The sequence below is a fragment of the Tenacibaculum sp. E3R01 genome (assembly GCF_003318185.1).
Classification (GTDB): Bacteria; Bacteroidota; Bacteroidia; order Flavobacteriales; family Flavobacteriaceae; genus Polaribacter; species Polaribacter halocynthiae.
This window is the reverse complement of sequence record NZ_QOCC01000019.1, coordinates 323,636-349,734: the sequence shown is the minus strand read 5'-3', so window position 1 is coordinate 349,734 and position 26,099 is coordinate 323,636. Positions and strand designations below refer to the sequence as shown.

Here is a 26,099-nt window from a genome sequence, read left to right as displayed (position 1 = left end):
AACTAGCTGTTAGCGACTAAACTTTTCACTTTTTAATGCGGATTAACGAAAGGAATTCTTCCTTTCAAAGCAATAATATAATTGATTGCTAAATAGGGTTGGAGGTTGTTGTGAGGTTGGTTCTCACCATTGTTCAGGTTTGTAACTGATCCACCAGTTATACTATCTACTGAAGCAGTAAATGGTTTTAAGCTTGTGTCAGGTGTCTTATTTGAATAAAGGTTCATTTCGGTTCCAACTGTGTTTTCAGACTTAGCTAAAATACCAGTATTACTAGGATCAGAAGAATCTCCAAGGTCATCAAATGCTGGAATTTCTATATTTGCAATACCAGAAGTGGGGTCAGTTACTACTGCAATGTGTGTATGCGAAGGCATTTCATTTTCTTTTAAAACATGAGTTTCTTCACCACCTTTTTGACCAGTAGAATAATTTGATAAATTAGTACTGTTTCCTGCTCCTAAAGGAATTCTTCCTCTTAAATCAGGTAAAGCAAAAGTTGATGTTCCATTACCACCATAGGTGTTTCCTATAAAGCTAAATAAATCTTGATATTCAGAAATATTTAAGATTTGACCCTCACATCTTGCCCAGCCTTCAGGAATACCGTGAAAAGAGACTGTTTTAATCTCTCCAATAAAAGGGATATTTAAGCTATCAATTAAATCTGAAAATTGTTGTTGCGTTGGTTTGTCACCAGTTTCAAAATATGTTTTTAAAGTTTCTTTGTCTTGTTTCATTTTTTACTTTTTTATCGGTTTATTAAATTTTTTTTTTTGATAAAAAAGAGTCACTAAAAACTAGCTGTTAGCGACTATACTTTTTCTTTTCTTATTTTTTTTCTTGATTTTCTTCTTCAGTTATTTGATCTAAAGTGTCTTTTAGACCGCTTTGTTTTAATAAATTAAGTAGTGCCTTAAAGGGGTTAACGCCATAAATTTTATTATAATTTTCTAGTATTGATTTTATTTCAGTTACTGCTATAAAACCTGCAATTATTTTTAAGAAAGGAACTTCATTTACAATGTGTTTTTCTAAAAAATAAGCGGATATAATTACTAAATTATAGATAAAAAACTTTGATATTGTATTTGCAATTTTTCCACTTTTTATAGGTATTTGCAATTTTAATGCAGCATATGCTCCGGTTATAAAATCAACCATAATTAAAAACATCATGGTAGTTAACACTCCATTTAAAGGTGATAGTAAAGCTAACAACCAAAAAATGATATGTGTTATTTTATCCATTTTTTCTTAGTTTTCTATATTCTAGCACTCTTTTTTTTGGGTATGCTTTTATACTTACACTATTTCCTTGATTACCGCCTAACAGATAAACATATCTTTTAGATTCTTTTATTAAAAAAGCAACATGTCCTTTCCAACTGTTAGGAGATTCTCTCCATAAAACAACTACGTCACCTGGTTGAGGATTATTTGATGAGGTGCCTACGGTTAACCAACTTCTAGCTGTTAATTTACTTGAGTGTTCGTAACCGGCTTGTTTGGCAACCCAGCTAGCAAAGGCACTACACCAAGCTGTTTCGTCTTTAAATTTTGCTCCATCAAACCCTAATGATGTAAAGTAATTTACAATTTGGGGGTGATCTTTAGAGCCTCTTATTTCTTTTACGCCATATTGTGATAACGCTGTTGATATTAAACTATTCATACAAATGTTTGATTTTAAGCGTTAGCAGACAAAACTTTTAAGTTTCAGATTCTTTTTCTTTTTTTCTATACCTGACGGAGGTTTAATCTAACTTTTTCGGTTTCTGCTTAACATTAAAAAGGTTAATAAATAAATGAACTATTAGAAAAGCAATACAAATATATAACATACTACTAATTAAATCAAAACAAATTACATATTTATTTGTAAAATGTTTTAAGGGTTTGGTTTTTAGTGCATTTCTTTATTGAAATAGATACATCCATTTTTCACAGAAGCAGTGTCAGTAAATACACTGTTCTTCTGGTCTATTTGTAGTGTAAAACTGTATACAAAATTAAGAATGGTAAATCGCATTCCATATCCTTCAATTTCAATGCCTAACTTGTTTTGAAGTTCATTACAGTCTTCTTGATTAATACATTCATTAGCGGTTACCAATATGCTAAATAGCTTTGTAGTTCCTTTAATGAGTACTGAGAAGCTTAGTTGGAAAATTTCCTTTTCGAAGAAATATTTTGATGCTTTATTGTTGATAATAGAAAGCGATTCTGATAAATCAACTACATTGTTTTTTTTTAAAATCTTAAAGATTCGTTCATAGAAAAAAGGCAGTGCTTTTTGTGGTGGGTTTTTCATAGCGTTTTGTTTTTAATTTCATATGCATGTTAAACATACAAACATATGTTTTAAAACGCTGTTAAAATGATACTATTGTTTTGTTAAAGTATGATTTTAAATTTATTGACTATTTTTTATTTCAATAAAAAACCACCTAAATTTTTAGGTGGTTTGAAAGCTGGTTTTTACTCGTGTCATAAAAGTGATGAGTCAGAAGTATGACCAGGTTCTTGGGTTATTTTTGCATCCAAGGACGATTGGTTGGTCGATCATCTGCTAACAAACTAAACTCTTCATTTTCCATAAAGGATTTGAAATTCATTAAATATTCGTATATGATCTCATTACTAAAATTTACACTAGTAACTCTAAGCATTCTTTTAAAAATATTTTCATATAATTCTAGTTACTTAATCATACTCGGTAAGGATTATATATCTGCGCTATCGAGATATCTATCTTTAGCTTTCCACGACAAACCCATTTAAAAGCTCTGTAAATGATGAAGCTAAATTTATTCTTTTACCATCAGAATAAATAATGTAGACAGAACCATAACTTCCTGCTTCGGTTAATGATATGCATATATCACCTCCCCTAATTACTCCAATAAAAATATCCGATTCTGGTAAAACTTCAACTCTATCAATTTTAAAACGTTCTTCCATAGTCCCATAACCATACTTTATAGGATTGAGATCATGAAACTCAATTTCTTCATTTAATTTCCAAAGATAAATTTCATCTGTTTCACCTCCATTATATCTTAACATATGTTTTTTATAATCGTCAGGTAATTTTAATCCATTTAAGCCATATTCAAACTCTATAAGTTCATCTTTATTTATCAACTTGTCTGCTGGTATAAATTCCATTATTTTATAATTTTATGAGTTCTAATAATTTTTCTATTTGGTAAAAACTTCCCATATGTTGAGTAGTTTTAGCATGCACTTTTCTATGTACTAACTGAAAAGTACTTTTTAAACCTGTATTTAAATCATCCATATGATGCCAAGTACTAAAACTAGAAATACAGCAGGCTAAGACATGTGAAAAGAAAATCACCTAAACTATTAGGTGATTTTCCTAATTATTTATCTTAAAGAAATTCTATAGAAGCTATAAATTGTTATAATCTATACTCTTATTCACCCTTTTCAAGATTATTTATAAATTCCTCAAAAGAATTTGCAATTTTAAATGGTTCAGATCCATCGTAGTGATATATATATATATCGTTTAATCTTTTTTCTCTTAAGTCAATTACATAATCACTTCCCCCTCTTGTGTGAGCAAAAGGTAAAAAAAACCTCGGTAAAGAATTATCACCATAAACAATATTAAGAATATCTCCTAAATTAGAGTCACCATGTTTTAAAGAATAAAAAGCACCAACTCCTAATTCTAGTTCTCCATTCCAAAAAACTCTTTCCACAGGAACCCCTCCATTGTTTTCAATTAAAAAGCTTTTATAGTGTTCAGGAATTGTAAAACCAAACTGGATTTCAAAATCCATTAAATCCGATAATTCTATTTTTTTATTTACTTTTTTAAAATTTATTTTATTCATTTTAAATTCGTTTTTATTTTTCTACTAGGATATCCTATACCCATAAATGCCTTGTATAAACCCGCTCCGCCGATATGTGGACAAGAAGCTTTATGAACCTGCATTAAAACAAGTTGCATAGAACATTCTCCTGTTAATGGGTCAAAATCATCTAAATGATGCCATGTATATAATGAGTCAATATTGTCAATCTCTTTTTCTGATATTCCAGAATTTTTGTAAGCCATCTTAAAATCAATCTCATCATTTCCTGTTAACTTGATTTTAACTGTACCAGGTTTTCCCTTCTTTTTCCCATAAAAAAACTGGGGTGTATACTTAAAGTCAACACTTAAAGGTGGGTTATTGTGTTTACTGAACTTCAAAACAACATCATTATCCCAAATTTTTTCTCTTCTGTATCGAGCTGTACTTGAATCAAAATACTCAATTACTTTTTTATAATCTGCTATTTTCTCTGCATTAGTTCTATTTGTTAACCAGATAAACTCATCTATTTCCTTAGGTTTGCCATAAAAATAGATATCCCCTTTTTTGTCTACGATCTGGAGATTACTCCTTGCTCCTTTGGGTTTTTCAATCTTTAAGCCATTGGACTCAAGAAACTTTTTGTATTTAAAATTGAATTCATTTGCTAATTCATCCAAATAATGTTGAACTTTCTTTTTCGCGTTTCCTCCACTAGTACGAATCTCATCAATTCGTTGTGCAAATTTTCTTACCGCATCTTCCGTGCCTTCCATAATGGTTTTCCCATTATGTTTTACCATATAAATTGCTCCATCCGCATCTTGACCAAGTACTTTTCCTGTATTAGGATCTAGTTTTTGAGAAATAACAACTCCTAAGTCATATAATAAATCAAGAGCGGCTTCTAAACCATTAAAAATTTGGTTAACAACACTGTTTAGTTTATTAATAAATTCTAAAATTATTTTTTTAAATTCATCAACATACTTTGGGATGTTTTTAGAAAAGTCTAATAATTTTTTAACTACCTTAATAAAAGTATCAAAGGTAAAAGTTACTGTTTTTCGAATTGCTTTTCCTGTTGTATTTGCTAAAGATTTGTACGATTGAAATACGGTTTTTATTCCTTTTGCAATATTTCCTGATCCTCCTGTTAAGAAAAAAGTAGTGATTTTATTATAACAAAAAGGTTGTCAAATATTTGACAACCTTTTTTATTTTAAAGAGAACTTACTTATTCTTTAATAATCATCATCTTCAGAAAGTCCACTCAAGAAGTCTTCAAATGAATTGGAAAGAAACTCGGGTTCTATATCTCCCATATCCATGGGTAAATAATACACCTTTCCATAGTCCTTTCCTTCATTTAAATCCATACATATCTGATTACCTCCTGGGTCATATGCAAAAGAAAGATAACCTAAGGGTAAAAGATCTTTTAAAGATTCTATTTGATCTTCTAGGGTGTCATCACCATTTTTAATTGGGTTAAAGTGAGCTATATTTACGCCTTTAAAATAATCTTTATCAGGAGCTCCTCCATTAAATTTTAACATATGCATTTTGTATGTTTCTGGCAAATTGAGCTTGAATTTCTTTTCAAAAACTACTAAATCTTCACTTTTGATATTTTTCTCTGTTAAAATAAAACTAATCATGTTAAATATTTTGTTAATGGTATTGAAAAAACAGATTGTCCTGCTGATCCAAAATGTTTATAGGTTGCTTTATGAGTTTTTCTCAAAACTAATTGCATAGTACATCCTAAAGTTTCATCTAAATCGTCTAAGTGATGCCATGTATAGTTTTTCAAAATAACTTTTTGCTTTTTTCTATCTGTTATTCCTATTTTTTCAAATGACTCCTTAAAATCTAAATCTCGACTTCCTTTTATTTGTATTTTAACAACACTTTTATCATTATACAAATAAGGTGTTCCCTCGAAATCTGGAGAGGTACCATTTTTACTTAAAGGAACATTATACCCTTTTTGTTTAGCAGTTTGAGGGTTATATTTCGCTTTTCTTAATCTTAGCTCCTTATTTACTTGTTCTATTATTTTTTTTCGTTCTTTTGTCGTTTTTTTCGTAAATTTAATAAAGGTATCGAAATCTTTTTTACTTACTCTAAAAATTCTTTTTCCAAATTTATCAAAAATATCAATATTAGAGGTAAGAAGCTTTTTAATATATTCTCCATTAGCAACCTTTAATAATTGATTTTCATAATTCTTGGCGTCCAAGAACTCGTCAAAATATTTTTTAGAACTTTCTTTACTAAGTTTTTTTAGCTTTTCAGCAAGTTTTTCTACTTCTTTCTTAGAACCTCTAAAAACTTCTTTTCCTTCTCTGATAAGTGCATAAATATTATCTCCAATAGGTACTGGAATACCACTCGCTAAAACGGGCTGTTGTGGTACTTTTTTTATAATAACACCTAATTTATTATATAATGTTAATACTTCATCAGAAAAGATAAGAACTCCTTTATTTAATTTCCTAATAAACTCCAAAATCAATCTTCTTAAAGCATCAATATTTTTAGGAATGTTTTTAGAAAAGTCTAATAATTTTTTAACTACTTTAATAAAAGTATCGAAGGTAAAAGTTACTGTTTTTCGAATTGCTTTTCCTGTTGTATTTGCTAAAGATTTGTACGATTGAAATACGGTTTTTATTCCTTTTGCAATATTTCCTGAGCCTCCAGTTAAGAAAAAAGTAACTACTTCTGAAGCTATAAAACCAATTGAAAAGCCTAAATAGTACCCTAGTGCACCTGGGTCAATCTCTATATTGCTTACCTTGTTAAAAAGTCCTTTTATTAAAGCAAAGGATAACTTAGGTAATTCTGATAAAAAGGAAACAATCTTTTTAAGGTTTTTAACTGTAAAAGCGTTTGTAATAACATCTATAAAGTTTTCAAAACTTTCAACAAACATACTTAAGTAACTAGTTGGGTTTTCAAAGAACTTGGTTGACTGGATTACACCATTTATAATATCCAGTAACAATGCTAATATATCAAAAATAGCTTTAAAAAATTCTACAATACTATTAATTAAACCTACTAATAATCCATTAATAAAATAGTAAAATTCATGTAACTTATCATTTATTGCTTCAAAAAAAGTATCGAGTATTTCCGGGATGCTTTTAAGAACATTTACAAACTTTGTTGCATCAAAGCGTACTAATTTTTTTATAAAGCTATGTTCTTGAATTTGTTTTTCAAATGAAACTAATCTTTCACCTAACGGAGCTATATATGTTGTGTATATTTTACTTGTTAATCCTTTGGTGTCTAGAATACCATCTTCAGGAAGTTTGGGTAATAAGGTATTTTCCCATCTTGAAAGTCCTGTTTATGAGCTTCTATTATGCTAAAAGTTTTTTCAGTTACTTCGTATTCAATTTCTTCTGTTTTTGCATATCCTGAAGTTTGATTGTTTTGATCTAAATAGAATGTTCCATACTCTGAAGATAATATTCTGTCAAAATGAATATACCATTTGTTTAGTGTTTTATATCCTTTTTCTATCTCTATAAAAAGGACTTCGTTAATGGTTTCTGTTTCTTTGATTTTGTTTTGTACTATGTCTGAAAAAACTAGTGTATCTCCAAAATTAGTTTTATGTTCAAAGTGTTTTTTTCCGTATATATGTGAATGCATAGCGTTTGTTTTTTAAGGTTGATAAAAAACAAACTTTACCTTTTGTATTTGTAGGTTTTTAGAATAAATAGTTGTGACTATTTAAAACCAAATTTTTTAAAAAAAGATATTAGAAGTGATAGGGAGCAATTGTAAAAATTATTGTCCCTATCACAAATTCATCTAAAACGAACTTTATTCTAATAAAACACTTAGGTAAAGTTTGTTGTTAATGTGTTTAACAACACTTAAGCTACGGTATTTGTTTGACCAACAATATCAAAGTTAACACCATCTGGTGATGTTTTTACACTGCTGAATATTCCGTTTTCTTCACAATTAGGGTTGCATGGTAAACCTCCTTCGTCTAACGCTACAGAATCTGCTTGTAATACAGTTAGTGAGGTAGGTACTCTTGTTTCCCAGGTACCTTCAACATCACCTTGTAGTGTTTTCATTTCTTCGGCAATAGACACGTATAAATCGTCATCCATATTGGTAACCATACCTTGACCATTCCAAATTTCTCCAGTTTTCATATACCAGTTTACAGCATCTTCAAATCCTTGACGAACAGGAATTATAGTTTTAGCCATAGCGCTTTGTAAAAAGGCTTTAAATATCGGGTCGTTTCCTTCTTCAAGTTTTAACGATTCGTTCCAATTAGCTTTAGCTCCATAAAAATAAGGGTAAAAAGTGTATGCCATAATTTCCCAGTCGAATGCTTGTTCGAAGAATTTTATTACCTCATTATGTTTATGAAAGCTTTCGCTTCTATTTACTGTTTTGTAGTCTTCATTGATATAATGACTTTCAGCAGTAGATAAATCAAAAGGTTTAGTTAGTAAATCTATAGCGATACGCTTTAATTCTCTTTTTTCAATAGCTCTGTTTGCTAATCCTCCTTTATCTTTTACAGATTTTTCTTCTTCTTTACGTTTAAGTTCTTCCTTTTGTAATTTTAATTGATCTTCATATTCTTTTAAGTTAATGTTGTAGTCTTGAAGTTTTATATTATATGCATCAATTATTTTTTTGTACGCTTTACTTTTCCATTCTTCTTTAGCTTTATTTGTAAGGTTACAGTTAAGCTTAAGACTTAAGGTATAAGCACCAACATCCCAAGTATGTATTGAGTATGGTAGTTCATCTTTAACCTTATCAAGGCTACCTTTGTTGCTAAAAAATTCTTTATATTTTCCAGCTGGAGGAGTTATTCCACCAACTACAGCAACCATGCTCATGTGTTCTTTTACTCCACCGGCTGCAACACTTCCGCTTAACGTAACTGTGAAATAATTACTCTCATAGTTGTCAGGTATTTCTGCTATAAAACTCGATGACCCTCCTCCTTTTTGAAGTACACCACTTTTACTTTTGTTTACAATTATTTGGTTAGCTAAAGGTGTATCAATATCAATTCCATAAATACTCTCTAATATTTGATAATTTGATTCACTTAAGTCGCTAGGGCTTTTTATTGATAGATTTTTTAAATCTTTTGGATGAACTGGCTTTTTAGGAGCAGTAATAATTTGGGCATCATCGTTGTTTTCTATTTGTGAGTTTATTAAAAACTTAGCAGGTTCTGGTAAAGCAAATTCATACATTAATCGTTTACCGTAGTTTACTACTTTGTTTTTGTATACTTTGTCTACCCATCTATAAACTCCATTAATGTGTTTATCACCTTTTCTATTGTCAAACCCATGAGAATTGTTTTCTTCATATTCTTGTAATATTCTCGAAGTACGTTTTGTACTTGTTTTTTGAATTACACGCTCTAATGCTTTTTCAGTAACGTCTTGTGCATATGTTTTTGCTTGTGTATTTGAATCTGAAATGGCATTTGAAGAAGACCTGTTGTAATTCATGCCAACAGTTGCTCCAAAACCTGTATAACTGGCGTTGGCTCCAAAACTTGTAGCTGTGTCTTTATTTACAATTGACGAAGCTTCATTGTGCATTTCATTTCGTTCAGTTGTGCTTGTGTCTGTTAGGTTTTCAACTTCTCTTTCTGAGTTTCTTTCTGTAGAAGTTTCCCTGCTTGATAAGTTTCTTGTTGTTCGCTCTTTGTATTCTTTGGCCATTATATTCTCAATATGAGATACTTCACCAGGAACATAGCAGCATACTTCTTGCTCTACACGTCTAAAATCGGCAATACCTAATTGAGAGATACCGTATAATATTCCGTTACCACTTTTGTCTACATTTTCTGTAGAGGCTTTTATGACACATTGACCAAAAATACCTTTTGACTCTAAGTAACCATCATCTGTATAAATTGTGAAATCGTCCAATCCAAATGTTAATGTTTCTCCGCTACTTAAAGTAAATTCAGCTTTTATTTTATAGCTTCCTTCGCTTATGAAATTGGTTTTCTCTGGGAAAAATTCAATTTCTAGTACTGAGTCTAAACTGCTTTTTTTACTTTTTACAGTGGTGCCTGAATATAGTGTTTCATTGTTTGGGTTGGTAATTTCATAGGTAGCTGAAGTTACTGAGATGTTGTTTGCATCTTCAACTTTTAAATGCACAATTACGCTAGATTCTTTATTTGAATTGCTGTTTAAGTAACCAGTATATGAGTATAAAGGTTTTTGATTTTCAACATTTATACTAATGTTTTCACCACGTACGTTAACGTTTTTGGTGTCTTCTGGTGTTGTATTAAAGATTGTTTGATATTGAGTTTTTATTTTTTGCTCAAGTGTTTTGTTAACTTCTGATAGTGTATCTAAGTTTTTAAAATCTTCTGAATTTAAAAGGTTTAATGCATTTTGAGAAAATTGAAAATCAGGATCTGTAGTATTAATATTTCTGTCAATTTCAGGGTTTTTAATAAATTCAAACTTTGGTAACTCTAATTCTGGAAAAGTTTCTAATGTTTTTTCAAAACCTGATTCGAAATCTAAGAACTTTTGAATAGTTGGTGTTGCAGCTTTTTTTAATGCTTCAACTTGTGAGGTATGGGCTTCTAAGGCAACTTGGTATCTTGCTTGTTCTTTTTTGGTGTATAGTTTTTCAATTTTTTGAACTTCACCTAGTATAGCCTCGTAGTTTTGTAAGCGTTTTTGTGTTTGTGCTACTTCCAGGTTTGCTTTCATGTAATTGGCTACATTAGCAGGTAATTTAGAGGTGTTCTCTAATGTTTGTTTTCTGCTAGAAAGAACAACTTCTTTAGGTACAATTATACTAGCGTTAGCTCTTCGTATAAATTCTTTCTCATTTTCTTCTGTGAAAACAATTTCACCTGCCAATTCTGGAGATAAACTATTAGTGAAAGCATTAAATGCTTTTAAGAATTTATTTGCTACTAGTACTTGTATTAAAGCTTCTCTAACGTTTGTAGATGTTTTATGAATGGTTTGATAAAATAAATTGTCCCAAATAACACGCTCTTGGTCAAGAGTAAGCTCTTGTGCACCAGTTGAATTTGATTTAATAGAAGCATAAGATACGTTTGCTTTATTACGCATTAACCAATTTGAAAACATATAAAGGTTGTCATGTAGGTTTTTTACTTCTTGTCTTTTTGCAACAGGAGTAAAGCCAGTATCGTAAGCAGTTTTTAGTGCTGTTTTTCTCTCTTCTTCTGTAGTTACTGTTTCAACTGCTTTTAAAGCAAGGCTTTCAGCTCTTTTTTCTTCAGGAAAAGATACAAATCCAATATTTAAATTTTTCTCTTCAATTGTTTGTGGGCTTCGTAATGTTACAAACCTAAATAGGTTTGATTTAATTGGTTTTTTACTCATTTTAATAGATTTTAATTTTTTTTAAATAAGCTCAATTGAGCAACTGTTTTTTGCTTTTCTAACAGTTTCTGCTTCGTGTTTTGAACTTAATTCAATAAAATGTTTGAATTAAAAGGATGAGGTTTTAAAAAAATGATTGAAATCAAGTTAAAATCTCTAAAACGCAATTACCAAAACTATACAAATGTTTGATTTTTAAAGTTTTTTTGTATATTAGCAATTAATTACAGTGCAAATATAACACATTTTACAAACTAAACAAAACAAAAGTTTAATTAATTGTGTAAAATGTTTAATTTTTTCAAAAACATGAAGGTATGGGGATATCAGAAAAAATAGCAACTATTAGAAACGCTTTTAATTTAAATAATTTCTCTTTTTCAAAACGAATTGGAGTTACTGGAACTACCGTAGACAGTATAATTAATGGAAGGCCACAGGCAGATGGAACTAGAAAAAAAACGAAGCCTGGATATGATGTTCTTACTGCGATTATTAATGAATTTAATATAAATCCTGATTATTTATTTGGAAAAAGTGATATTATGCTAACGTCTGAAGTAAAAAATACTCCAACATATTCTGGAGTTCCTCAGGTGGTTTCTGTAAATGAATCAGGTAATGAAAATGTAATTTATGTACCTATTCAAGCAAGAGCTGGGTATTTAAATGGTTATGGAGATTCTAATTATATTGAACAATTACCTTCTTTTCATATGCCACATTTAAATAATGGAACCTTCCGTTGTTTTGAAGTACAAGGTAATTCTATGGTGCGAACGTTTTTTGACGGCGATTTGGTTTTTGGTAAGTATGTTGAAAACCTTATTGACATTAAAGATGGTCGTGTGTATATTATAGTTAGTAAAAATGATGGTATCGTGTTAAAAAGAGTTATTAATAGAATTCATGAACGTGGTAAGCTTATTTTAAAAAGCGATAACAAGGATGGTAATTATCCAATGTATACTATAAATGCAGAGGAAATTATGGAGGTTTGGTATGTTTCTATGTTTGCGTCTAAGCAAATGCCTGAGCCAGTTGATGTTTATGATAGGTTGCATGATTTAGAAAGTAAAATTGTTGAATTACAAGAGCAGGTTAATAGCAAAAACTAACATAAACATTCATGTTTAAAAAAATTCTGTTGTTGCTCATTTTTACAAGCACTTCTTTGTTTTCTCAATCAAATTGGGGGAAATTTAAACAGCTGTCTACTCCAAAAAAGGTTTGGGTGTTTTTTCATCCATTCAAAGCTAAAAAAGCATTGCTTATTTCAAAAGAAGCAAATAGAGTTGCGGACTCCATACAAAAATCACCTTTATTAGATGGTGATGCTTCTGGTGGGCAAGTAGACGCTTTTCGTCATGCTTTTTGGATGGCTCGTTTACGTCAAAAAATAGGTAAAAAGGCTGCCCGCTCTCTAGGTAGAGCTCATGAAAAAGAAAATTATCAGACTTTTCAAAAGCGTAAATTAGAAGATGGTGTTGTTCCTGATAAAATATCTTCTTCTATGGATTTATTTAATAATGATGTTGGGTTAACTTTTACTAAAAAAGGAAGTGTAGCCTCTAAAGAAGGATTGATTTATCAGATAATAAACGCCATACATCAAGGAAGATTAAAGATTATTAAAAAAGATAAACGAGGTAAGTTTTTAACTTGTAAAGGTGCTGTTATTTCAAATGAATCGTTACAAGGGAAATGGGTAAATAATAAGTGTTTGGTGTTTTCTAATAAAAAAAGTTGATGCAAAAAGTATATTTTATCTCAGGCACTATGTGTACCATTGATTTATGGCAATTTGTGTTTCCTAAATTAGAAAATGTAAAGCTAATTCATATTGATATTACGCATGCTATTTCTTTTAGTGAAATTAATAATATTATTTTAACTGAAATTGAAGAGCCAGCGATAATTGTAGGGTTTTCTTTAGGTGGGTTTTCTGCTATGAATTTCGCTGTTACTTATCCAGAAAAGGTAAAGCAATTAGTAGTAATTGCAGCGAATACTAACGGATTGAATCAGAATGAAATTCAATTACGAAAAAGCACAATTGATTTTTTAGAGAAACATAAATATAAAGGTATTTCAAAAGTTAGAATTCAGCAGTTTCTCCATTTTAGCAACCATCAAAATGAAAAAGTTATATCTATTATCAAAAAAATGGATAGTGATTTAGGTAAAGAGGTTTTAATACGTCAACTAAAAGCTACTTCTTCAAGATTTGATATTTCTGAGGAAGTTTCAAAATTAAAAATCCCTATTTTATTTATTTCGGCCGAAAATGATGCTTTAGTTTCATCAAAAGAGATAAAAGTGATTGCTAATAATGCCTTAAAGGGGAGGTATGTTAGTGTTAAAAACTGTGGACATATGATTCCTCTTGAAAAACCAGAAGAGATAGCTGAGATGCTAAAAATCATAATATAGTTGCTAAAAAAATAATCCTTAAGGTTAAATCTTCAAGGATTATTTTAGATTAAAACCTACTTTACTATTTAAAATTTTAAAATGGGGGGATTTCAATTTTTAGATTAAATTTTTTCCCACCAACATCCTAAACAGTTAACGGAAGTATTACAGCCACTTCCTGTGTCTAATCTTTTTTCAATACCTCCATTATTTGTAGCATATGCGCAATAACGAACGTCTAATTTTCCTCCTAGAATTTCTTTTTGCTCTTCTTTTGTAAGAATTGATGACTTTAAAAAATCTAATTGAGTTTTCATTTTCTTTTACTTTTTGGTTAGTTATTTCAAAACTAAGTGTTGTATTTTACTTTTCACTCACCCTTTTCGGGTGATTCTTTTAAGCTATTGATGTCGTTATGTGCTGTTTTTCAGTTTGTAATAGTGTTTTTCATTTTCTACTAATGATTAGTGAAAGCAGTTTATTTATACCCATTCTAAATATTTAATAAAACAATTCGTAAAGTTTGTTCAAGTAGCATGTACCACTTAAATTTGTACTTATTATTTAATCAATAAACAAAATAATGAGCGGATTACTAAAATCTTCTATCGGAAGAAAGTTTGCCATGGCACTTTCGGCATTCTTCCTGATGTTTTTCTTATTACAACATTTTGCAATTAACATTACCTCGATTTTTCCAGATGATGGAGCAACATTCAATAAAATGTCGCACTTTATGGGGACAAATCCGTTAATTCAATATGTAATGCAACCTGTATTAATTTTCGGAGTTGTTTTTCACTTTGTAATGGGATTCGTCTTAGAATTAAAAAACAAGAGTGCACGTAAAGTAAGTTATGCTAAAAATAACGGAGCAGCAAATTCTACTTGGATGAGCAGAAACATGATTTGGTCTGGTTTAGCGATTTTGGCGTTCGTGGTATTACACTTTATTGATTTTTGGTTTCCAGAAATCAACACCAAATTTATAAAAGGTGATTGGAGTGGATTACATGATGGAAAGTTAAGATACTTCCATGAGTTACAACACAAATTTTTAAACCCAGCAAGAGTTGGTGCTTACGTTGTAGCATTCGGATTCTTAGCAATGCACTTATTACATGGGTTTAATTCTGCATTCCAATCAGTTGGAGCAAACAATAAATATACTAAAGGATTGAAAACATTTAGTAAAGTTTATGCAATAGGTATTCCTGTTGGATTTATAATTATCGCTTTATTTCACCATTTCAATCAATAATACGAAACAAGTATGGCAACTTTAGATTCAAAAATTCCAAAAGGTCCATTAAAAGATAAATGGACAACTTATAAAGATAAAATTGACTTGGTAAACCCTGCCAACAAACGTTTAATAGATGTTATTGTTGTAGGTACAGGTTTAGCAGGTGGTTCTGCTTCAGCTACATTAGCTGAGTTAGGATACAACGTAAAAGCTTTTGCTTATCAAGATTCACCTCGTAGAGCACACTCTATTGCTGCTCAAGGAGGAATCAATGCTGCAAAAAATTATCAAGGTGATGGTGATTCATTTTACCGTTTATTCTATGATACTGTAAAAGGAGGAGATTACCGTTCACGTGAAGCAAACGTTCATCGTTTAGCTGAGGTTTCTGCAAATATTATTGATCAATGTGTAGCACAAGGAGTTCCTTTTGCTCGTGATTATGGTGGTTTGTTAGATAACCGTTCGTTTGGTGGAGTATTAGTATCTCGTACTTTTTATGCAAAAGGTCAAACTGGACAACAATTATTGTTAGGAGCATATTCTGCAATGAATCGTCAAATTGCTCGTGGTAAGATTGAAATGTTCAATCGTCATGAAATGTTAGATGTAGTTATTGTTGATGGAAAAGCTCGTGGTATTATAGCTCGTAATTTGGTTACTGGTGAAATAGAGCGTCATTCTGCTCACGCAGTAGTTATTGCTTCAGGAGGGTATGGAAATGTATATTTCTTATCAACAAACGCAATGGGTTCTAATGCAACTGCAGCATGGAAAATACATAAAAAAGGAGCGTATTTCGCTAACCCTTGTTATACACAAATTCACCCAACGTGTATTCCACGTTCAGGAGATTATCAGTCTAAGTTAACGTTAATGTCAGAATCATTACGTAATGATGGACGTATCTGGGTACCAAAAAACATGGAAGATGTAATGGCAATTAGAGAAGGTCGTAAAAAGCCAACTGATTTGTCAGAAGATGAAAGAGATTATTATTTAGAAAGAAGATATCCTGCATTTGGTAACTTAGTACCTCGTGATGTTGCCTCACGTGCAGCAAAAGAGAGATGTGATGCTGGTTTTGGTGTTAATGCAACTGGTGAGGCTGTATATTTAGATTTTAAATCAGCTATTGACCGTTATGGTAAAGAGCAAGCAAAATTAAAAGGTATTAGTAATGCATCTGCTGCTAAGATATATGAATTAGGACAAGCTATTGTAGAAGCAAAATACGGTAACTTATTCCAAATGTATGAAAAGATTGTTGATGACAATCCATATGAAACACCAATGATGATTTATCCGGCAACACACTATACAATGGGTGGTGTTTGGGTTGATTATAACTTAATGACAACTGTTGATGGTTTATACTGTATTGGAGAGGCAAACTTCTCTGATCATGGAGCAAACCGTTTAGGGGCTTCTGCATTAATGCAAGGTTTAGCTGATGGGTATTTTGTATTACCATATACAATTGGAGATTATTTATCTGGAGATATTCGTACAGGTAAAATTCCTACAGATTCTAAAGAGTTTGATGAAGCTGAAAAAGAAGTTACGGATAGAATTAATTTCTTTGTAAATAATAAAGGAGAGCATTCAGTAGATTATTACCACAAAAAGTTAGGAAAAATTATGTGGGAAAAATGTGGAATGGCTCGTAACGAAAAAGGTTTAAAAGAAGCAATGGCTGAAATTAAAGCTTTACGTGAAGATTTCTGGAAAAACGTAACAGTACCTGGAGATGCGAATGAAATGAATCCTGAGCTAGAAAAAGCAGGTCGTGTAGCCGATTTCTTAGAGCTAGGTGAATTGTTTGCTAAAGATGCTTTAGATAGAAATGAATCTTGTGGAGGTCACTTTAGAGAAGAGTCTGTTGAGTTAGATGGGCTTCAAAAAGGTGAGGCTAAGCGTAATGATAAAGATTATGCATATGTAGCAGCTTGGGAATATAAAGGTGAACCAGCTGATGCAGTTTTACATAAAGAAGAATTAGAGTTTAACGATATTGAATTAAAACAACGTTCATACAAATAAGATAGTATTATGAATTTAACACTTAAAATTTGGCGTCAAAAGGGTGCAAGTGATAAAGGAAAGATGGTCGATTATAAAGTGACCGACATTTCTGAGCATATGTCTTTCTTAGAAATGATGGATGTATTAAATGAACAATTAATTAATCAAGGTGAAGAGCCTGTTGCTTTTGATCATGATTGTCGTGAAGGAATTTGCGGGATGTGTTCAATGTATATTAATGGAGAAGCTCATGGGCCTGATCGTGGTGTAACTACATGTCAATTACACATGCGTATGTTTAAAGATGGTGATACAATTACTATTGAACCATGGAGAGCTGCTGCTTTTCCTGTAATAAAAGATTTAGTAGTTGATAGAAGTTCTTTTGAACGTATTCAACAATCTGGTGGATATATTTCTGTAAATACTTCAGGAAATACTCAAGATGCTAACGCTATTCCTATTTCAAAAGAAGCTGCTGATAAAGCTATGGATGCTGCAACTTGTATTGGTTGTGGAGCATGTGTAGCAACTTGTAAAAATTCTTCTGCAATGTTATTTGTTGGTGCTAAGGTGTCTCAATATGCTTTATTACCTCAAGGACAAGTAGAAGCTACTGAACGTGTTAAAAACATGGTAGCTCAAATGGATTTAGAAGGTTTTGGTAACTGTACTAATACAGGAGCTTGTGAAATAGAGTGTCCTAAAGGTATTTCTTTAGAAAATATTGCTCGAATGAATTCTGAGTTTTTAAAAGCAAACTTCAAAGGATAAAAAATATTTTTTTTTGCATATAAAAAAAGCGAAGTTGATCAACTTCGCTTTTTTATATTCTTCACTTATTCCTAATATTAGAACGCTTAAGGTTTTTTTTATTTAGTAAGTGAAAATAGAGATACTTTTGATTTTTGTTGATTAACCAAGCATTAAAATTCGGGGGGATTGAAATGTAAAAACAATCACAAATTCAAAGGTTTTATAAGTTTATTTAAACTTATAAAAAAAACCTGAGTGAAAACTCAGGTTTTTGTTTGTTATACCAAATAGGTTAATTAGGTTTTATAATTAAACCTTGGTTTTATCTTTTTTTAATTTTGAAACAAATCCCTTTATTTTAATCATTGTTCTCTTGTTTTTAGCGTTTGAATAGATAGTTACCGCTTTTGAAAAACTTCCAGGTCTGTTTGTGTCATAAGAAACCTCTATTTGACCCTTTTTACCAGGCATAATCGGTTTTTCTGGTTTTTTTGGAACAGCACACCCACAAGTAGATTTAATCTCTTTAATTATTAAAGGAGCGTCTCCAATATTAGTAAATTCAAATGTTCTTGTTCCTTCAGATCCTTGAGCTATCTTTCCATAATTGATAGTCTCTTTTTCAAATTTGAACTCTTGGGCTGAACTTGTTATTGATAATAGGCAAATAACTGTAAATAATAATAATGTTTTCATAATATATAAATTTAGGGTATTACTGGTTTATTTCTGTTTTAATTTTCTTAATCATATTAGCTATGTTTTTATCATTAGGATCTAATTTTTGTGCTTTATTATAACTACTTAAAGCTTTATTATAATTTTTAGTGGTAAAATAAGCTTCACCTAAACTGTCAAAAACATTTGCTTTGTATGGGTACATTTTGGTGTTTAACTCAAAAACGAATACTGCCTTTTCTAGTTGATTTGAGCGTAATAATTTATACCCATAAGTGTTTAACTCTCTACTACCCTTGGTAAATTCTGCTAGTGAAGCGGCTAGTTTATTTTCTTCATTTTTTAATTCTTTAATTGTTTTTTTCTCCAGCATTTTATGTAAATACTCAACCACAATGTATTGTGGTGAATATTTTTTCCCACTTATTATAGTAAGTATGTCTCTTTCAAAATCTTGTTTTGGGTATTCTACTATTCGTGCTACTTCTTTGTTGTTTTTATAAAAAATGAATGTTGGCACTCTGTGTATATTTAATCCTTTTTCTTCTCCATTAGGAGATTCTTTATAGGCTTCTGGCTTTTTATCTACAGCAATCACCTCTAATTGACTTTTATTAAAATGAGTTTCATCAATTACTTTATAAAATTTTGGTAATTCTCGTTTACTATCTCCACACCAGCTTCCATAAAAAGCTTTAATAGTATAATTTTGAATAGAATCTTTTAATTGGGTTATAATTTTATCATTTGTTAAATAACTATCGTAATTTTTTTTAAACCATTTAAAATTTTCATTCTCAAAAGCTTTTTTGTTTGTTTTTCCCAAAAGCATTGGTTTTCCTTTACTATCTTTTGATAGAGTGTTGAGTTGTTGTCCTGTTATAAAATAGCTTGTTAGAAGAAAAATAATTGTTATCGTTTTTTTCATGTTATATTGATTATTAAACCTTATTTTTTAATTAAAGCTCCTATTGCATTGATTTTTCTAAATCTTGAAAAGGAATAATAGTTTTTACTTTATGACTTTCTACTGGCCAGGATTGAATAATAGTTTTTACATTCAATTTTAACTCTTGGATACTATTATATAATCCTCTTTGTCTAGCATTGGCTTTACCAATAACTCCTGTTTTTGGAATCCAACAAAGGTCATCTTGGAATAGTAGTTTTTCTTTAGGGAAGTAGTATATCAAGTAATCTTTAGTATGTGCTGACTTTTCTCCTATAAAGTAAATGTTCAACTTGTTTTTATTCCCAATTATAAGGCTATCTTGTATTGTTTGAGTTTTTAATTTTTTTGGTTCAAAGTGTAAACTATCAGGTTGAATACTATGGGGTGCATTCCCTATATATCCAATATATTCTTTACTAATTTTTGTACACAAAATAGTTGCTTCTTTATGTACAAAAGCTCTTACTCCTCCTAAATAGTGAGGATGATGATGACCAAAAACAAAATACTTTATTGGTTTAGAAGGAGCTATTTTTTTTACTTCCGATATAATAAGTTCTCCATTTCTACTATTAAGAGGCGCTTCTGCTACTAACATAAAATCTTCAAACTCAACAACCATAATTTTATCTTCAGTATGTATTAGATTTATGAAATGAATAAAATCATTGTACTTCTCTGTTTTTATTTGAGTTTTGGTTTCTATGGTTGAAGGAATAAATTTGTAATCATTAGGTTTGTAAAGTAGCTGTAGTTTATCAGGTATTATTTCTAAGTTATAAATTGCTACTTTATCAACTACTTTTCCATTAATTTTTTTAATTTTAATTTTACTCGGATAGTTTAACGTTTTACTTTTTTTATACGATGAATATATATAAGATGTAACCACATCTCCATACAATTCATCGTAGGTTAAATAGGTGATTTTATTAATTAGATTTGTTGATTTATTGATATGTAATTCAACAGGGGTTTTACCAATATTTATTGAGTAAATGTTGCTTTCTGGGCTTGTTTTTGTGGCTAATTTATTTGTGTTTTCAACAAAATAATTAAGTAAATAAATAGGGGAGTACCTAGCAGATTTAATTAATTGTTCCAAGTACATTTTATTGGTAATTGGACTTAATGTTTTTTTACCATAATCTACATGCAATAATGTGTTTTTATAATATTCAATTTTAGAATAATATTTTCTTTTACGTTTGGTTGTTAATGTATCATTTTTTAAAAAGCGGTTTTGATTAACCCATATATTTCCACAGATTGAATATTTTGTTTTTTCCCAAGGTTTAAAGTTATGTCCTAATTTATTTAACTCTTCATTAAAATAAAACGTAACAAGGTTTTTATCTATAATTTTACCCTGCTTTTCCCAACATTTTTTAAGAGGTGTAGTTGTTGAGAAAGACTCCATTGTTACTATTAAAACTGAAATAATTAAAAAGGGTATACTATAAATACGCACTTTTTGTTTTATGTTCAATGTTGTGTACTTGTTTCTCATATATTGGATGTAATGATCTTCACGAAAATATTACAGATCTAGCTAGTTAAAAAAAGATAAGTACCTACAGCATAAAAACTTGTATTAACAACCTCAATACCGCAGTACGTACTATTTAAATAGTAGTTGATACTTGTTTTTTGATTAATGGAGCTATTTTCATACCTTCCTAAATAATTTATGCAAACACTAAAAAAACATAGTACACAAATACTAATTCATCTTCTTTTTTGGATGTTGTTTGTATTTGTATCTTTATTTGTTTTCACTCCCTATTATTGGGCTGAAAATCCATTTTTACAGTACTTTTTTATATTGGTTGTACTAGTTTATGTTAATAACCAATTATTGCTTCCATTTTTTGTAAGGAAGAAATGGTATCTTTTGTATACTTTCTTATTTCTTTTAATTTCATTTTTAGCAACACAATTATATTGTAATGTATTTGCACTTTGTGGTTGCTCAATTATGAAGTGCTTAAGTGATTATTTATGGCAAACTCTAGTACCGCTTATCTTTTTTGCATTTGTATGGATTTTATTCAGATATATTGATCAAACTAAGGAAGTAGAAAAGATTAAGCAAGAGAGAACAGAAATGGAATTGAAATTTTTAAAATCACAGATAAATCCACATGTTTTATTTAATAATTTAAATACAATTTATTCTTATTCAATTGAAAAACCGAATGAAACACCAGATTTGATTTTAAAATTATCAGATAATTTAAAACATGTTTTATACGAGAGTAATGCTAAAAAAGTTAGTTTAAAAAAGGAGATCCATTTTATTAAAAACTATATTGAGTTTCATAAAATTAGAACTGAAGGTCTTAAACAAATAAATTATGAAGTATTTGTTGATAAGGATTACCATCAAATAGCTCCTTTATTACTTATAACGATTATTGAAAACGCTTTTAAGCATAGTAGTGTTAATAGTATTGTAGATATACAATTAACGGTAAAAAACAACCGATTAAAGTGTGTTTGTAAAAATGATTATGATAATACTAAAAAAGTAAATGAAAATACAATAGGGTTAAATAACTTAAAAAAACGATTAGATTTATTGTATAAAGAAGATTATGAGTTGTTAGTAGAAAATCGTGGTCAATACATTGTTACACTTATATTAAACTTAGCGTAGGTAAATTATGAATTGTATTATAATAGAAGATGAAATGCCAGCGCAAAGAATTTTAAAAAATTATATTAATAAAATTCCTGATTTAACACTTCTTGATAATTTTCAAACAGCTACGAATGCTAATGAATTTTTTAAAAAAGAAACTGTTGATCTTGTGTTGTTAGATATAAATTTACCAGATATATCTGGGTTAGATTTTATTAAAACTATTAAAAATCCACCAAAAATTATCATGACAACAGCTTACCCAGATTATGCAGTTGATAGTTTTGAACTGGATACCATTGTTGATTATTTAGTGAAACCTTTTTCTTTTGATCGGTTTTTGAAGGCAATTAATAAAGCTGAAAATCGAATTAATCATCAGGAAAAAACACAAAAAAAAGCCATTTTTTTAAATATAGACAAAACAATACATAAACTATATGTAGAAGATATATTATATATAGAATCTGACAGAAATTATGTTACATTTTTTACTCAAAATAAAAAGCTAAGTGTTATTGATTCTTTAAAAAAGTGGGCAGAAGTATTGAGTTCAAAACAGTTTATTCAAATACATAAATCATATATTATAAATATAAAAAAGATTGAAAAATACTCAGGAAGTAACGTTTTTATAAATACACAAAAGCTTCCGTTAGGAAGAACGTATAAAAATAGTTTTTCAGAAAGTATTAATTCTAGTAAGAGTTAAATAGTATTACTAAGAAATATGCTTGCTTAGTTCATTTTTAAATTCAACTTTTTGATCTATAAAAATCGCTAAAGATGTTGCTTTTTTAGTGAAACCATAAAAACTGTTAAATAAAATTTCATTTTTTAAGTGTACAACTAAATTATGACCTAAAGAATTTCCAAAAGGTGAAAAATACTTAATAGTAGTTTTTTCTGGTAATTCTTTAGATGAAATTTCTATTTTTTCAATATTTTCAAAAGGTATAGCGGCTTTTGATAAAATACCAAACTTTAATATTAATTGTTTTTTTTCAGTATCAATATAACAAGGTCTTTTAGATAATGATTTCATAACTGCAATTACCTGAAGAGCAGTATAGGCACTTAAAATACCTAAAACTAATGAACCATTAATATTACCCTGTTTCATCATAGTGTGTGTAACAAACATTTCTATAATTACAACTAATAAAAAACCAAGAACTAAACTAATAGCCGTTCCTTCTTTATGATAGGTATACTCTAAATCATCATATTGTCGTTTTTTCCAATTTAAAAGACTATAGTAAATAACTGCAATTTCAGTAGCTAAAATAATTCCTGCTTTTGAAGGTAAAATTTTAGTACAAACCTGTTGGGCCTGATCAAAAAAATCTAAAGTAGCATCATTGTTTTTTCTTATTTCTTTGGCTGATTTTCGTACAGTTATAATTATATATACTAGTAAAGAAGTTTCTAATAATGGTATTAATACTACTTGTATTCTAGATAATACTTCTAAGTTTTCTTTTGGAAGAATATAATTTGAAATAACAAAACCTAAAATAAGAACAGTTATAATAGATTTTTTAGAGATCTCTTTTTTTCTAATTAAAAAGAAATGAACTAAAGGTATAGTAATTAAAAAATCGATTATTACAAAAGGAGATAAATTGGGAGTAAAAAAAGATGATTTTACCATTACTATAAGTGATAAAATCATCAATAAAGGAATTCCGTAAACTATTAAGCTTTCTCTTGTTTTAAAAGTATTTTGCATAACACTCCTATTATTTAAATTACTACTAATAATTAGTAGCTTTAAAATGTGTTTTGTTACGGTTTTTTAGAATTATTTTCTCTTGTAAACGATACCGTTTTTCATTACAAAAACAACATTTTCCATAGTATTTATATTTACAGTAGGATCTTCATTTACAGCAATAATATCAGCATAAAAACCTTTTTTTATTTGCCCAATTTCAGTGTCCATTTTTAAAATTTTGGCATTGGTTATGGTTGCTGCTTGAATTGTTTCCATAGCAGGCATACCTACCTCAACCATATACCCAAATTCTTTTCCATTATTACCATGCTTAAAAACACCAGCATCAGTACCAAAAGCAATACCAACTCCTTTTTTATATGCCTTTGCAAAAGTTCCTTGAATTTGAGGGCCAACTTTTAAAGCTTTTGGTACTACTATGTCAGGATAAAATCCTTTTATTTTAGCTTTTTCTTCTACTTCTTTTCCAGCGGTTATCGTTGGAACTAAGTATACATCGTTTTTAATCATTAATTCCATTGTTGTAGTACTCATGTAAGTACCGTGTTCAATAGTTTTAACTCCTCCTAAAATGGCACGTTGCATACCTTCATCACCATGAGCATGGGCAGCTACATGCATTCCATAATCTTTGGCTGTTTCACAAATAGCTTTAATTTCTTCAATGGTAAATTGAGGGTTATCTCCACTTTTAGCAACACTTAAAACACCACCCGTAGCCGTTATTTTAATACAATCAGCACCATTTTTATAACGTTGGCGTACAGCTTTTTTTGCATCTTCAACACTATTAACAACCCCTTCTTTAGGTCCAGGGTTACCTGTTAAAACTCTACTACTACCATTTGTTGGGTCAGCATGACCTCCAGTGGTTGCTAATGACTTACCTGCAGTGAAAACTCTTGGCCCTGGAATTTTACCAGCGTCAATAGCTTTTCTAATAGCAATGTTTACTCCAGTACCACCTAAATCTCTAACAGTTGTAAAACCTTTTAACAATGTTGTTTTTGCAAAACCAACGGAATTAAAAGCAACATCAGCTTCATTTAAAATATATCTATTTAAACGTGTTTTAGCACTAAATTCTTGCTCTATATGCACATGCATATCAATAAGCCCAGCCATAACCACTTTGTTCTTTAAATCGATTGTTTTTGCAGTTTTACTTTTTGAAGCTACATAACCATCAATAACATTAACAATTTTATTTTGTTCAACTATAATTGTTTGTTTTTCTTTGATTTTTCCTTCTTTGGTATCAACTAATTTACCACACAATATATACGTAGTTTGAGCTTGAATTGAAATAGTTGTGATTAGAAGTAATAGTAGAAATTTTATTTTAGTCATAGTATATCGTGGTTAATAAAACCCTAAATATAAGCTTTTAAAAAACTAAATAATAGTACTCTTTAGAATTCACAAAAAAGTTTGTTTTTAATAAATTTTAATGAGAAATAAGAAAATATAAAGTTTATTGTTTAAAAGATTGATAATTTAGAAGCTGTAGTAAACTTTTCTAAAAATTGTATTCCTTTAAAAGAGTTTCCTTTTTTATTTAACTTTGGACTCCAAACTGTAATTGCATAATGTCCAGGATGTACAGCAACAATACCACCTCCAACACCACTTTTACCAGGTAAACCTACCTTAAAAGCAAATTCACCAGACTCATCATAAAAACCACATGTTTGCATAAGAGCATTGATTCTTTTAGATTGACTTTGTGTTAAAACTTGATTATTAGTATGTGGATTTATACCCTTATTAGCTAAAAACAAAAAAGTGTTTGATAGTTCTTTAGCACTCATTTCAAGAGAACAGATATCAAAATAAAAATCTAGTACTTCAGAAGGGGCATTTTGAATGTTATTAAAAGACTTTATAAAATTACACAGGGCAATGTTTCTATAGCCAACAGATTTTTCAGAAGTAGCTATTTTACTAGAATAGTTAATTTTTTCAGAACCAGATAAATTTCTGATAAAAGATAAAAAATCCTCTTTAGGATACTTTAATTTACTTAATAAAATATCAGCTATAACTATAGCACCAGCATTAATGAATGGGTTTCTAGGTATTCCTTTATCGGTTTCAAGTTGTATTAATGAATTATAACTTGTGCCAGAAGGTTCAACACCTAATCTATTCCAAATGGTTTCACCAAGTATGTTGTATGCTAAACTTAATGACAATACTTTTGAAATACTTTGAATAGAAAACTTTTCAGCATAGTCACCAACTCCGTAATTAGAGTTATTGGTTGAAGCAATGTATATACCAAATTTATTAGTGTCAATGTTTTGTAATTCAGGGATATAAGAAGCGATTTCCCCTGTATCTTCAATCTTCTTTATTTCAAGAAAAAGACGTTGTATAATAGTATCAAAACTCATTTGT

28 protein-coding genes are annotated in these 26,099 nt (G+C 29.7%); 8 read left to right on the top strand and 20 right to left on the bottom strand.

All coding sequences use genetic code 11. From position 1 onward, the window contains the following. Positions 1 to 32 precede the first annotated feature (32 nt). The 13 genes from DS884_RS06805 to DS884_RS06750 form a co-directional block, all read right to left on the bottom strand. Positions 33 to 740, bottom strand: a complete 708-nt coding sequence (locus DS884_RS06805) for a phage tail protein (RefSeq protein ID WP_113786224.1) — start codon at positions 738 to 740, stop codon at positions 33 to 35. A 91-nt stretch (positions 741 to 831) separates the two neighbouring features. Next, a complete protein-coding gene (locus DS884_RS06800) occupies positions 832 to 1,251 on the bottom strand; it encodes a phage holin family protein (RefSeq protein WP_113786223.1) in 420 nt (139 codons plus the stop codon). Next, positions 1,244 to 1,675: a TIGR02594 family protein gene (locus DS884_RS06795; RefSeq protein ID WP_113786222.1), complete on the bottom strand. Its 432-nt coding sequence runs from the start codon at positions 1,673 to 1,675 to the stop codon at positions 1,244 to 1,246. Before DS884_RS06795 ends, DS884_RS06800 begins: the two co-directional genes overlap by 8 nt. A 231-nt stretch (positions 1,676 to 1,906) precedes the next feature. Beyond that, positions 1,907 to 2,314: a hypothetical protein gene (locus DS884_RS06790; RefSeq protein ID WP_113786221.1), complete on the bottom strand. Its 408-nt coding sequence runs from the start codon at positions 2,312 to 2,314 to the stop codon at positions 1,907 to 1,909. Positions 2,315 to 2,531: 217 nt separating this feature from the next. Next, entirely contained in the window at positions 2,532 to 2,672 is a 141-nt protein-coding gene (locus DS884_RS18410) for a hypothetical protein (protein WP_158530822.1), read from the bottom strand. Between the two features lie 85 nt (positions 2,673 to 2,757). After that, entirely contained in the window at positions 2,758 to 3,171 is a 414-nt protein-coding gene (locus DS884_RS06785) for an SMI1/KNR4 family protein (protein WP_113786220.1), read from the bottom strand. Positions 3,172 to 3,175: 4 nt separating this feature from the next. Beyond that, complete coding sequence (locus DS884_RS06780) at positions 3,176 to 3,304, bottom strand: hypothetical protein (RefSeq protein ID WP_113786219.1); 129 nt, start codon at positions 3,302 to 3,304, stop codon at positions 3,176 to 3,178. Positions 3,305 to 3,443: 139 nt separating this feature from the next. Further along, on the bottom strand, positions 3,444 to 3,869 hold the full coding sequence (locus DS884_RS06775) for an SMI1/KNR4 family protein (protein WP_113786218.1): 426 nt from the start codon (positions 3,867 to 3,869) through the stop codon (positions 3,444 to 3,446). Then, positions 3,866 to 4,639: an HNH endonuclease gene (locus tag DS884_RS06770; RefSeq protein WP_113786217.1), complete on the bottom strand. Its 774-nt coding sequence runs from the start codon at positions 4,637 to 4,639 to the stop codon at positions 3,866 to 3,868. The genes DS884_RS06775 and DS884_RS06770 overlap by 4 nt, the downstream gene beginning before the upstream one ends. 441 nt (positions 4,640 to 5,080) lie before the next feature. Further along, on the bottom strand, positions 5,081 to 5,497 hold the full coding sequence (locus tag DS884_RS06765) for an SMI1/KNR4 family protein (protein ID WP_113786216.1): 417 nt from the start codon (positions 5,495 to 5,497) through the stop codon (positions 5,081 to 5,083). Continuing rightward, on the bottom strand, positions 5,494 to 6,849 hold the full coding sequence (locus DS884_RS06760) for an HNH endonuclease (protein WP_147239378.1): 1,356 nt from the start codon (positions 6,847 to 6,849) through the stop codon (positions 5,494 to 5,496). The genes DS884_RS06765 and DS884_RS06760 overlap by 4 nt, the downstream gene beginning before the upstream one ends. A 290-nt stretch (positions 6,850 to 7,139) precedes the next feature. Continuing rightward, positions 7,140 to 7,508, bottom strand: coding sequence for a hypothetical protein (locus tag DS884_RS06755; protein WP_113786214.1), 369 nt, complete (start codon positions 7,506 to 7,508; stop codon positions 7,140 to 7,142). A gap of 227 nt (positions 7,509 to 7,735) precedes the next feature. After that, a complete protein-coding gene (locus DS884_RS06750) occupies positions 7,736 to 11,245 on the bottom strand; it encodes a hypothetical protein (protein ID WP_113786213.1) in 3,510 nt (1,169 codons plus the stop codon). Between the two features lie 317 nt (positions 11,246 to 11,562). On the opposite strand from DS884_RS06750, the gene DS884_RS06745 reads away from it, so the two are divergent. Genes DS884_RS06745 through DS884_RS06735 form a run of 3 tightly spaced genes read left to right on the top strand, consistent with a single transcriptional unit; the run spans position 11,563 to position 13,678 of the window. Further along, positions 11,563 to 12,363 carry a S24 family peptidase gene (locus DS884_RS06745; RefSeq protein WP_113786212.1) on the top strand — a complete coding sequence of 267 codons (801 nt, stop codon included), beginning with the start codon at positions 11,563 to 11,565 and terminating at the stop codon, positions 12,361 to 12,363. 11 nt (positions 12,364 to 12,374) lie between these two features. Continuing rightward, a complete protein-coding gene (locus tag DS884_RS06740) occupies positions 12,375 to 12,995 on the top strand; it encodes a DUF6973 domain-containing protein (RefSeq protein WP_113786211.1) in 621 nt (206 codons plus the stop codon). Further along, complete coding sequence (locus tag DS884_RS06735; RefSeq protein WP_113786210.1) at positions 12,995 to 13,678, top strand: alpha/beta fold hydrolase; 684 nt, start codon at positions 12,995 to 12,997, stop codon at positions 13,676 to 13,678. Before DS884_RS06740 ends, DS884_RS06735 begins: the two co-directional genes overlap by 1 nt. Before the next feature lie 104 nt (positions 13,679 to 13,782). On the opposite strand, the gene DS884_RS06730 is transcribed toward DS884_RS06735, so the two are convergent. After that, entirely contained in the window at positions 13,783 to 13,977 is a 195-nt protein-coding gene (locus tag DS884_RS06730) for a hypothetical protein (RefSeq protein WP_113786209.1), read from the bottom strand. A gap of 266 nt (positions 13,978 to 14,243) precedes the next feature. Here DS884_RS06730 and DS884_RS06725 point away from each other — a divergent pair, with 266 nt between their 5' ends. From DS884_RS06725 to DS884_RS06715, 3 genes are read left to right on the top strand one after another with little or no spacing between them, the layout of a single operon-like run. Further along, positions 14,244 to 14,921 carry a succinate dehydrogenase cytochrome b subunit gene (locus DS884_RS06725; RefSeq protein ID WP_113786208.1) on the top strand — a complete coding sequence of 226 codons (678 nt, stop codon included), beginning with the start codon at positions 14,244 to 14,246 and terminating at the stop codon, positions 14,919 to 14,921. A gap of 12 nt (positions 14,922 to 14,933) precedes the next feature. Next, positions 14,934 to 16,949 (top strand): fumarate reductase/succinate dehydrogenase flavoprotein subunit, encoded by a 2,016-nt coding sequence (locus tag DS884_RS06720; RefSeq protein WP_093869596.1) that lies wholly within the window; start codon positions 14,934 to 14,936, stop codon positions 16,947 to 16,949. Between the two features lie 9 nt (positions 16,950 to 16,958). Further along, complete coding sequence (locus DS884_RS06715) at positions 16,959 to 17,705, top strand: succinate dehydrogenase/fumarate reductase iron-sulfur subunit (RefSeq protein ID WP_093869597.1); 747 nt, start codon at positions 16,959 to 16,961, stop codon at positions 17,703 to 17,705. Positions 17,706 to 17,996: 291 nt separating this feature from the next. On the opposite strand, the gene DS884_RS06710 is transcribed toward DS884_RS06715, so the two are convergent. Genes DS884_RS06710 through DS884_RS06700 form a run of 3 tightly spaced genes read right to left on the bottom strand, consistent with a single transcriptional unit; the run spans position 17,997 to position 20,827 of the window. Next, positions 17,997 to 18,383 carry a DUF1573 domain-containing protein gene (locus DS884_RS06710; RefSeq protein WP_093869598.1) on the bottom strand — a complete coding sequence of 129 codons (387 nt, stop codon included), beginning with the start codon at positions 18,381 to 18,383 and terminating at the stop codon, positions 17,997 to 17,999. A 19-nt stretch (positions 18,384 to 18,402) separates the two neighbouring features. After that, complete coding sequence (locus DS884_RS06705; RefSeq protein WP_113786207.1) at positions 18,403 to 19,293, bottom strand: tetratricopeptide repeat protein; 891 nt, start codon at positions 19,291 to 19,293, stop codon at positions 18,403 to 18,405. 40 nt (positions 19,294 to 19,333) lie between these two features. Further along, positions 19,334 to 20,827: a hypothetical protein gene (locus DS884_RS06700; RefSeq protein WP_113786206.1), complete on the bottom strand. Its 1,494-nt coding sequence runs from the start codon at positions 20,825 to 20,827 to the stop codon at positions 19,334 to 19,336. Positions 20,828 to 21,295: 468 nt separating this feature from the next. On the opposite strand from DS884_RS06700, the gene DS884_RS06695 reads away from it, so the two are divergent. Together DS884_RS06695 and DS884_RS06690 are read left to right on the top strand one after the other, a co-directional pair. Beyond that, entirely contained in the window at positions 21,296 to 21,976 is a 681-nt protein-coding gene (locus tag DS884_RS06695; protein WP_233487122.1) for a sensor histidine kinase, read from the top strand. A gap of 7 nt (positions 21,977 to 21,983) precedes the next feature. After that, complete coding sequence (locus DS884_RS06690; protein ID WP_093869601.1) at positions 21,984 to 22,673, top strand: LytR/AlgR family response regulator transcription factor; 690 nt, start codon at positions 21,984 to 21,986, stop codon at positions 22,671 to 22,673. A gap of 9 nt (positions 22,674 to 22,682) precedes the next feature. On the opposite strand, the gene DS884_RS06685 is transcribed toward DS884_RS06690, so the two are convergent. The 3 genes from DS884_RS06685 to DS884_RS06675 all read right to left on the bottom strand — a co-directional run bounded on the left by DS884_RS06685 (position 22,683) and on the right by DS884_RS06675 (position 26,095). Beyond that, positions 22,683 to 23,693: a hypothetical protein gene (locus tag DS884_RS06685; protein WP_113786204.1), complete on the bottom strand. Its 1,011-nt coding sequence runs from the start codon at positions 23,691 to 23,693 to the stop codon at positions 22,683 to 22,685. A 72-nt stretch (positions 23,694 to 23,765) separates the two neighbouring features. Next, positions 23,766 to 25,049: a metal-dependent hydrolase family protein gene (locus DS884_RS06680; RefSeq protein ID WP_113786203.1), complete on the bottom strand. Its 1,284-nt coding sequence runs from the start codon at positions 25,047 to 25,049 to the stop codon at positions 23,766 to 23,768. 131 nt (positions 25,050 to 25,180) lie between these two features. Continuing rightward, positions 25,181 to 26,095, bottom strand: a complete 915-nt coding sequence (locus DS884_RS06675) for a glutaminase (RefSeq protein WP_113786202.1) — start codon at positions 26,093 to 26,095, stop codon at positions 25,181 to 25,183. Positions 26,096 to 26,099 lie beyond the last annotated feature (4 nt).

What these genes read in the sequence shown, in the direction of transcription:
- DS884_RS06795 (WP_113786222.1), bottom strand. Translation starts at nt 1,675, where the DNA reads ATGAATAGTTTAATATCAACAGCGTTATCACAATATGGCGTAAAAGAA.
- DS884_RS06695 (WP_233487122.1), top strand. Translation starts at nt 21,296, where the DNA reads ATGAAGTGCTTAAGTGATTATTTATGGCAAACTCTAGTACCGCTTATC.
- DS884_RS06740 (WP_113786211.1), top strand. Translation starts at nt 12,375, where the DNA reads ATGTTTAAAAAAATTCTGTTGTTGCTCATTTTTACAAGCACTTCTTTG.
- DS884_RS06780 (WP_113786219.1), bottom strand. Translation starts at nt 3,304, where the DNA reads ATGGATGATTTAAATACAGGTTTAAAAAGTACTTTTCAGTTAGTACAT.
- DS884_RS06800 (WP_113786223.1), bottom strand. Translation starts at nt 1,251, where the DNA reads ATGGATAAAATAACACATATCATTTTTTGGTTGTTAGCTTTACTATCA.
- DS884_RS06750 (WP_113786213.1), bottom strand. Translation starts at nt 11,245, where the DNA reads ATGAGTAAAAAACCAATTAAATCAAACCTATTTAGGTTTGTAACATTA.
- DS884_RS06725 (WP_113786208.1), top strand. Translation starts at nt 14,244, where the DNA reads ATGAGCGGATTACTAAAATCTTCTATCGGAAGAAAGTTTGCCATGGCA.
- DS884_RS06790 (WP_113786221.1), bottom strand. Translation starts at nt 2,314, where the DNA reads ATGAAAAACCCACCACAAAAAGCACTGCCTTTTTTCTATGAACGAATC.
- DS884_RS18410 (WP_158530822.1), bottom strand. Translation starts at nt 2,672, where the DNA reads ATGCTTAGAGTTACTAGTGTAAATTTTAGTAATGAGATCATATACGAA.
- DS884_RS06715 (WP_093869597.1), top strand. Translation starts at nt 16,959, where the DNA reads ATGAATTTAACACTTAAAATTTGGCGTCAAAAGGGTGCAAGTGATAAA.
- DS884_RS06720 (WP_093869596.1), top strand. Translation starts at nt 14,934, where the DNA reads ATGGCAACTTTAGATTCAAAAATTCCAAAAGGTCCATTAAAAGATAAA.
- DS884_RS06745 (WP_113786212.1), top strand. Translation starts at nt 11,563, where the DNA reads ATGGGGATATCAGAAAAAATAGCAACTATTAGAAACGCTTTTAATTTA.
- DS884_RS06755 (WP_113786214.1), bottom strand. Translation starts at nt 7,508, where the DNA reads ATGCATTCACATATATACGGAAAAAAACACTTTGAACATAAAACTAAT.
- DS884_RS06765 (WP_113786216.1), bottom strand. Translation starts at nt 5,497, where the DNA reads ATGATTAGTTTTATTTTAACAGAGAAAAATATCAAAAGTGAAGATTTA.
- DS884_RS06675 (WP_113786202.1), bottom strand. Translation starts at nt 26,095, where the DNA reads ATGAGTTTTGATACTATTATACAACGTCTTTTTCTTGAAATAAAGAAG.
- DS884_RS06705 (WP_113786207.1), bottom strand. Translation starts at nt 19,293, where the DNA reads ATGAAAAAAACGATAACAATTATTTTTCTTCTAACAAGCTATTTTATA.
- DS884_RS06775 (WP_113786218.1), bottom strand. Translation starts at nt 3,869, where the DNA reads ATGAATAAAATAAATTTTAAAAAAGTAAATAAAAAAATAGAATTATCG.
- DS884_RS06730 (WP_113786209.1), bottom strand. Translation starts at nt 13,977, where the DNA reads ATGAAAACTCAATTAGATTTTTTAAAGTCATCAATTCTTACAAAAGAA.
- DS884_RS06770 (WP_113786217.1), bottom strand. Translation starts at nt 4,639, where the DNA reads ATGGTAAAACATAATGGGAAAACCATTATGGAAGGCACGGAAGATGCG.
- DS884_RS06680 (WP_113786203.1), bottom strand. Translation starts at nt 25,049, where the DNA reads ATGACTAAAATAAAATTTCTACTATTACTTCTAATCACAACTATTTCA.
- DS884_RS06735 (WP_113786210.1), top strand. Translation starts at nt 12,995, where the DNA reads ATGCAAAAAGTATATTTTATCTCAGGCACTATGTGTACCATTGATTTA.
- DS884_RS06785 (WP_113786220.1), bottom strand. Translation starts at nt 3,171, where the DNA reads ATGGAATTTATACCAGCAGACAAGTTGATAAATAAAGATGAACTTATA.
- DS884_RS06690 (WP_093869601.1), top strand. Translation starts at nt 21,984, where the DNA reads ATGAATTGTATTATAATAGAAGATGAAATGCCAGCGCAAAGAATTTTA.
- DS884_RS06710 (WP_093869598.1), bottom strand. Translation starts at nt 18,383, where the DNA reads ATGAAAACATTATTATTATTTACAGTTATTTGCCTATTATCAATAACA.
- DS884_RS06805 (WP_113786224.1), bottom strand. Translation starts at nt 740, where the DNA reads ATGAAACAAGACAAAGAAACTTTAAAAACATATTTTGAAACTGGTGAC.
- DS884_RS06700 (WP_113786206.1), bottom strand. Translation starts at nt 20,827, where the DNA reads ATGAGAAACAAGTACACAACATTGAACATAAAACAAAAAGTGCGTATT.
- DS884_RS06685 (WP_113786204.1), bottom strand. Translation starts at nt 23,693, where the DNA reads ATGCAAAATACTTTTAAAACAAGAGAAAGCTTAATAGTTTACGGAATT.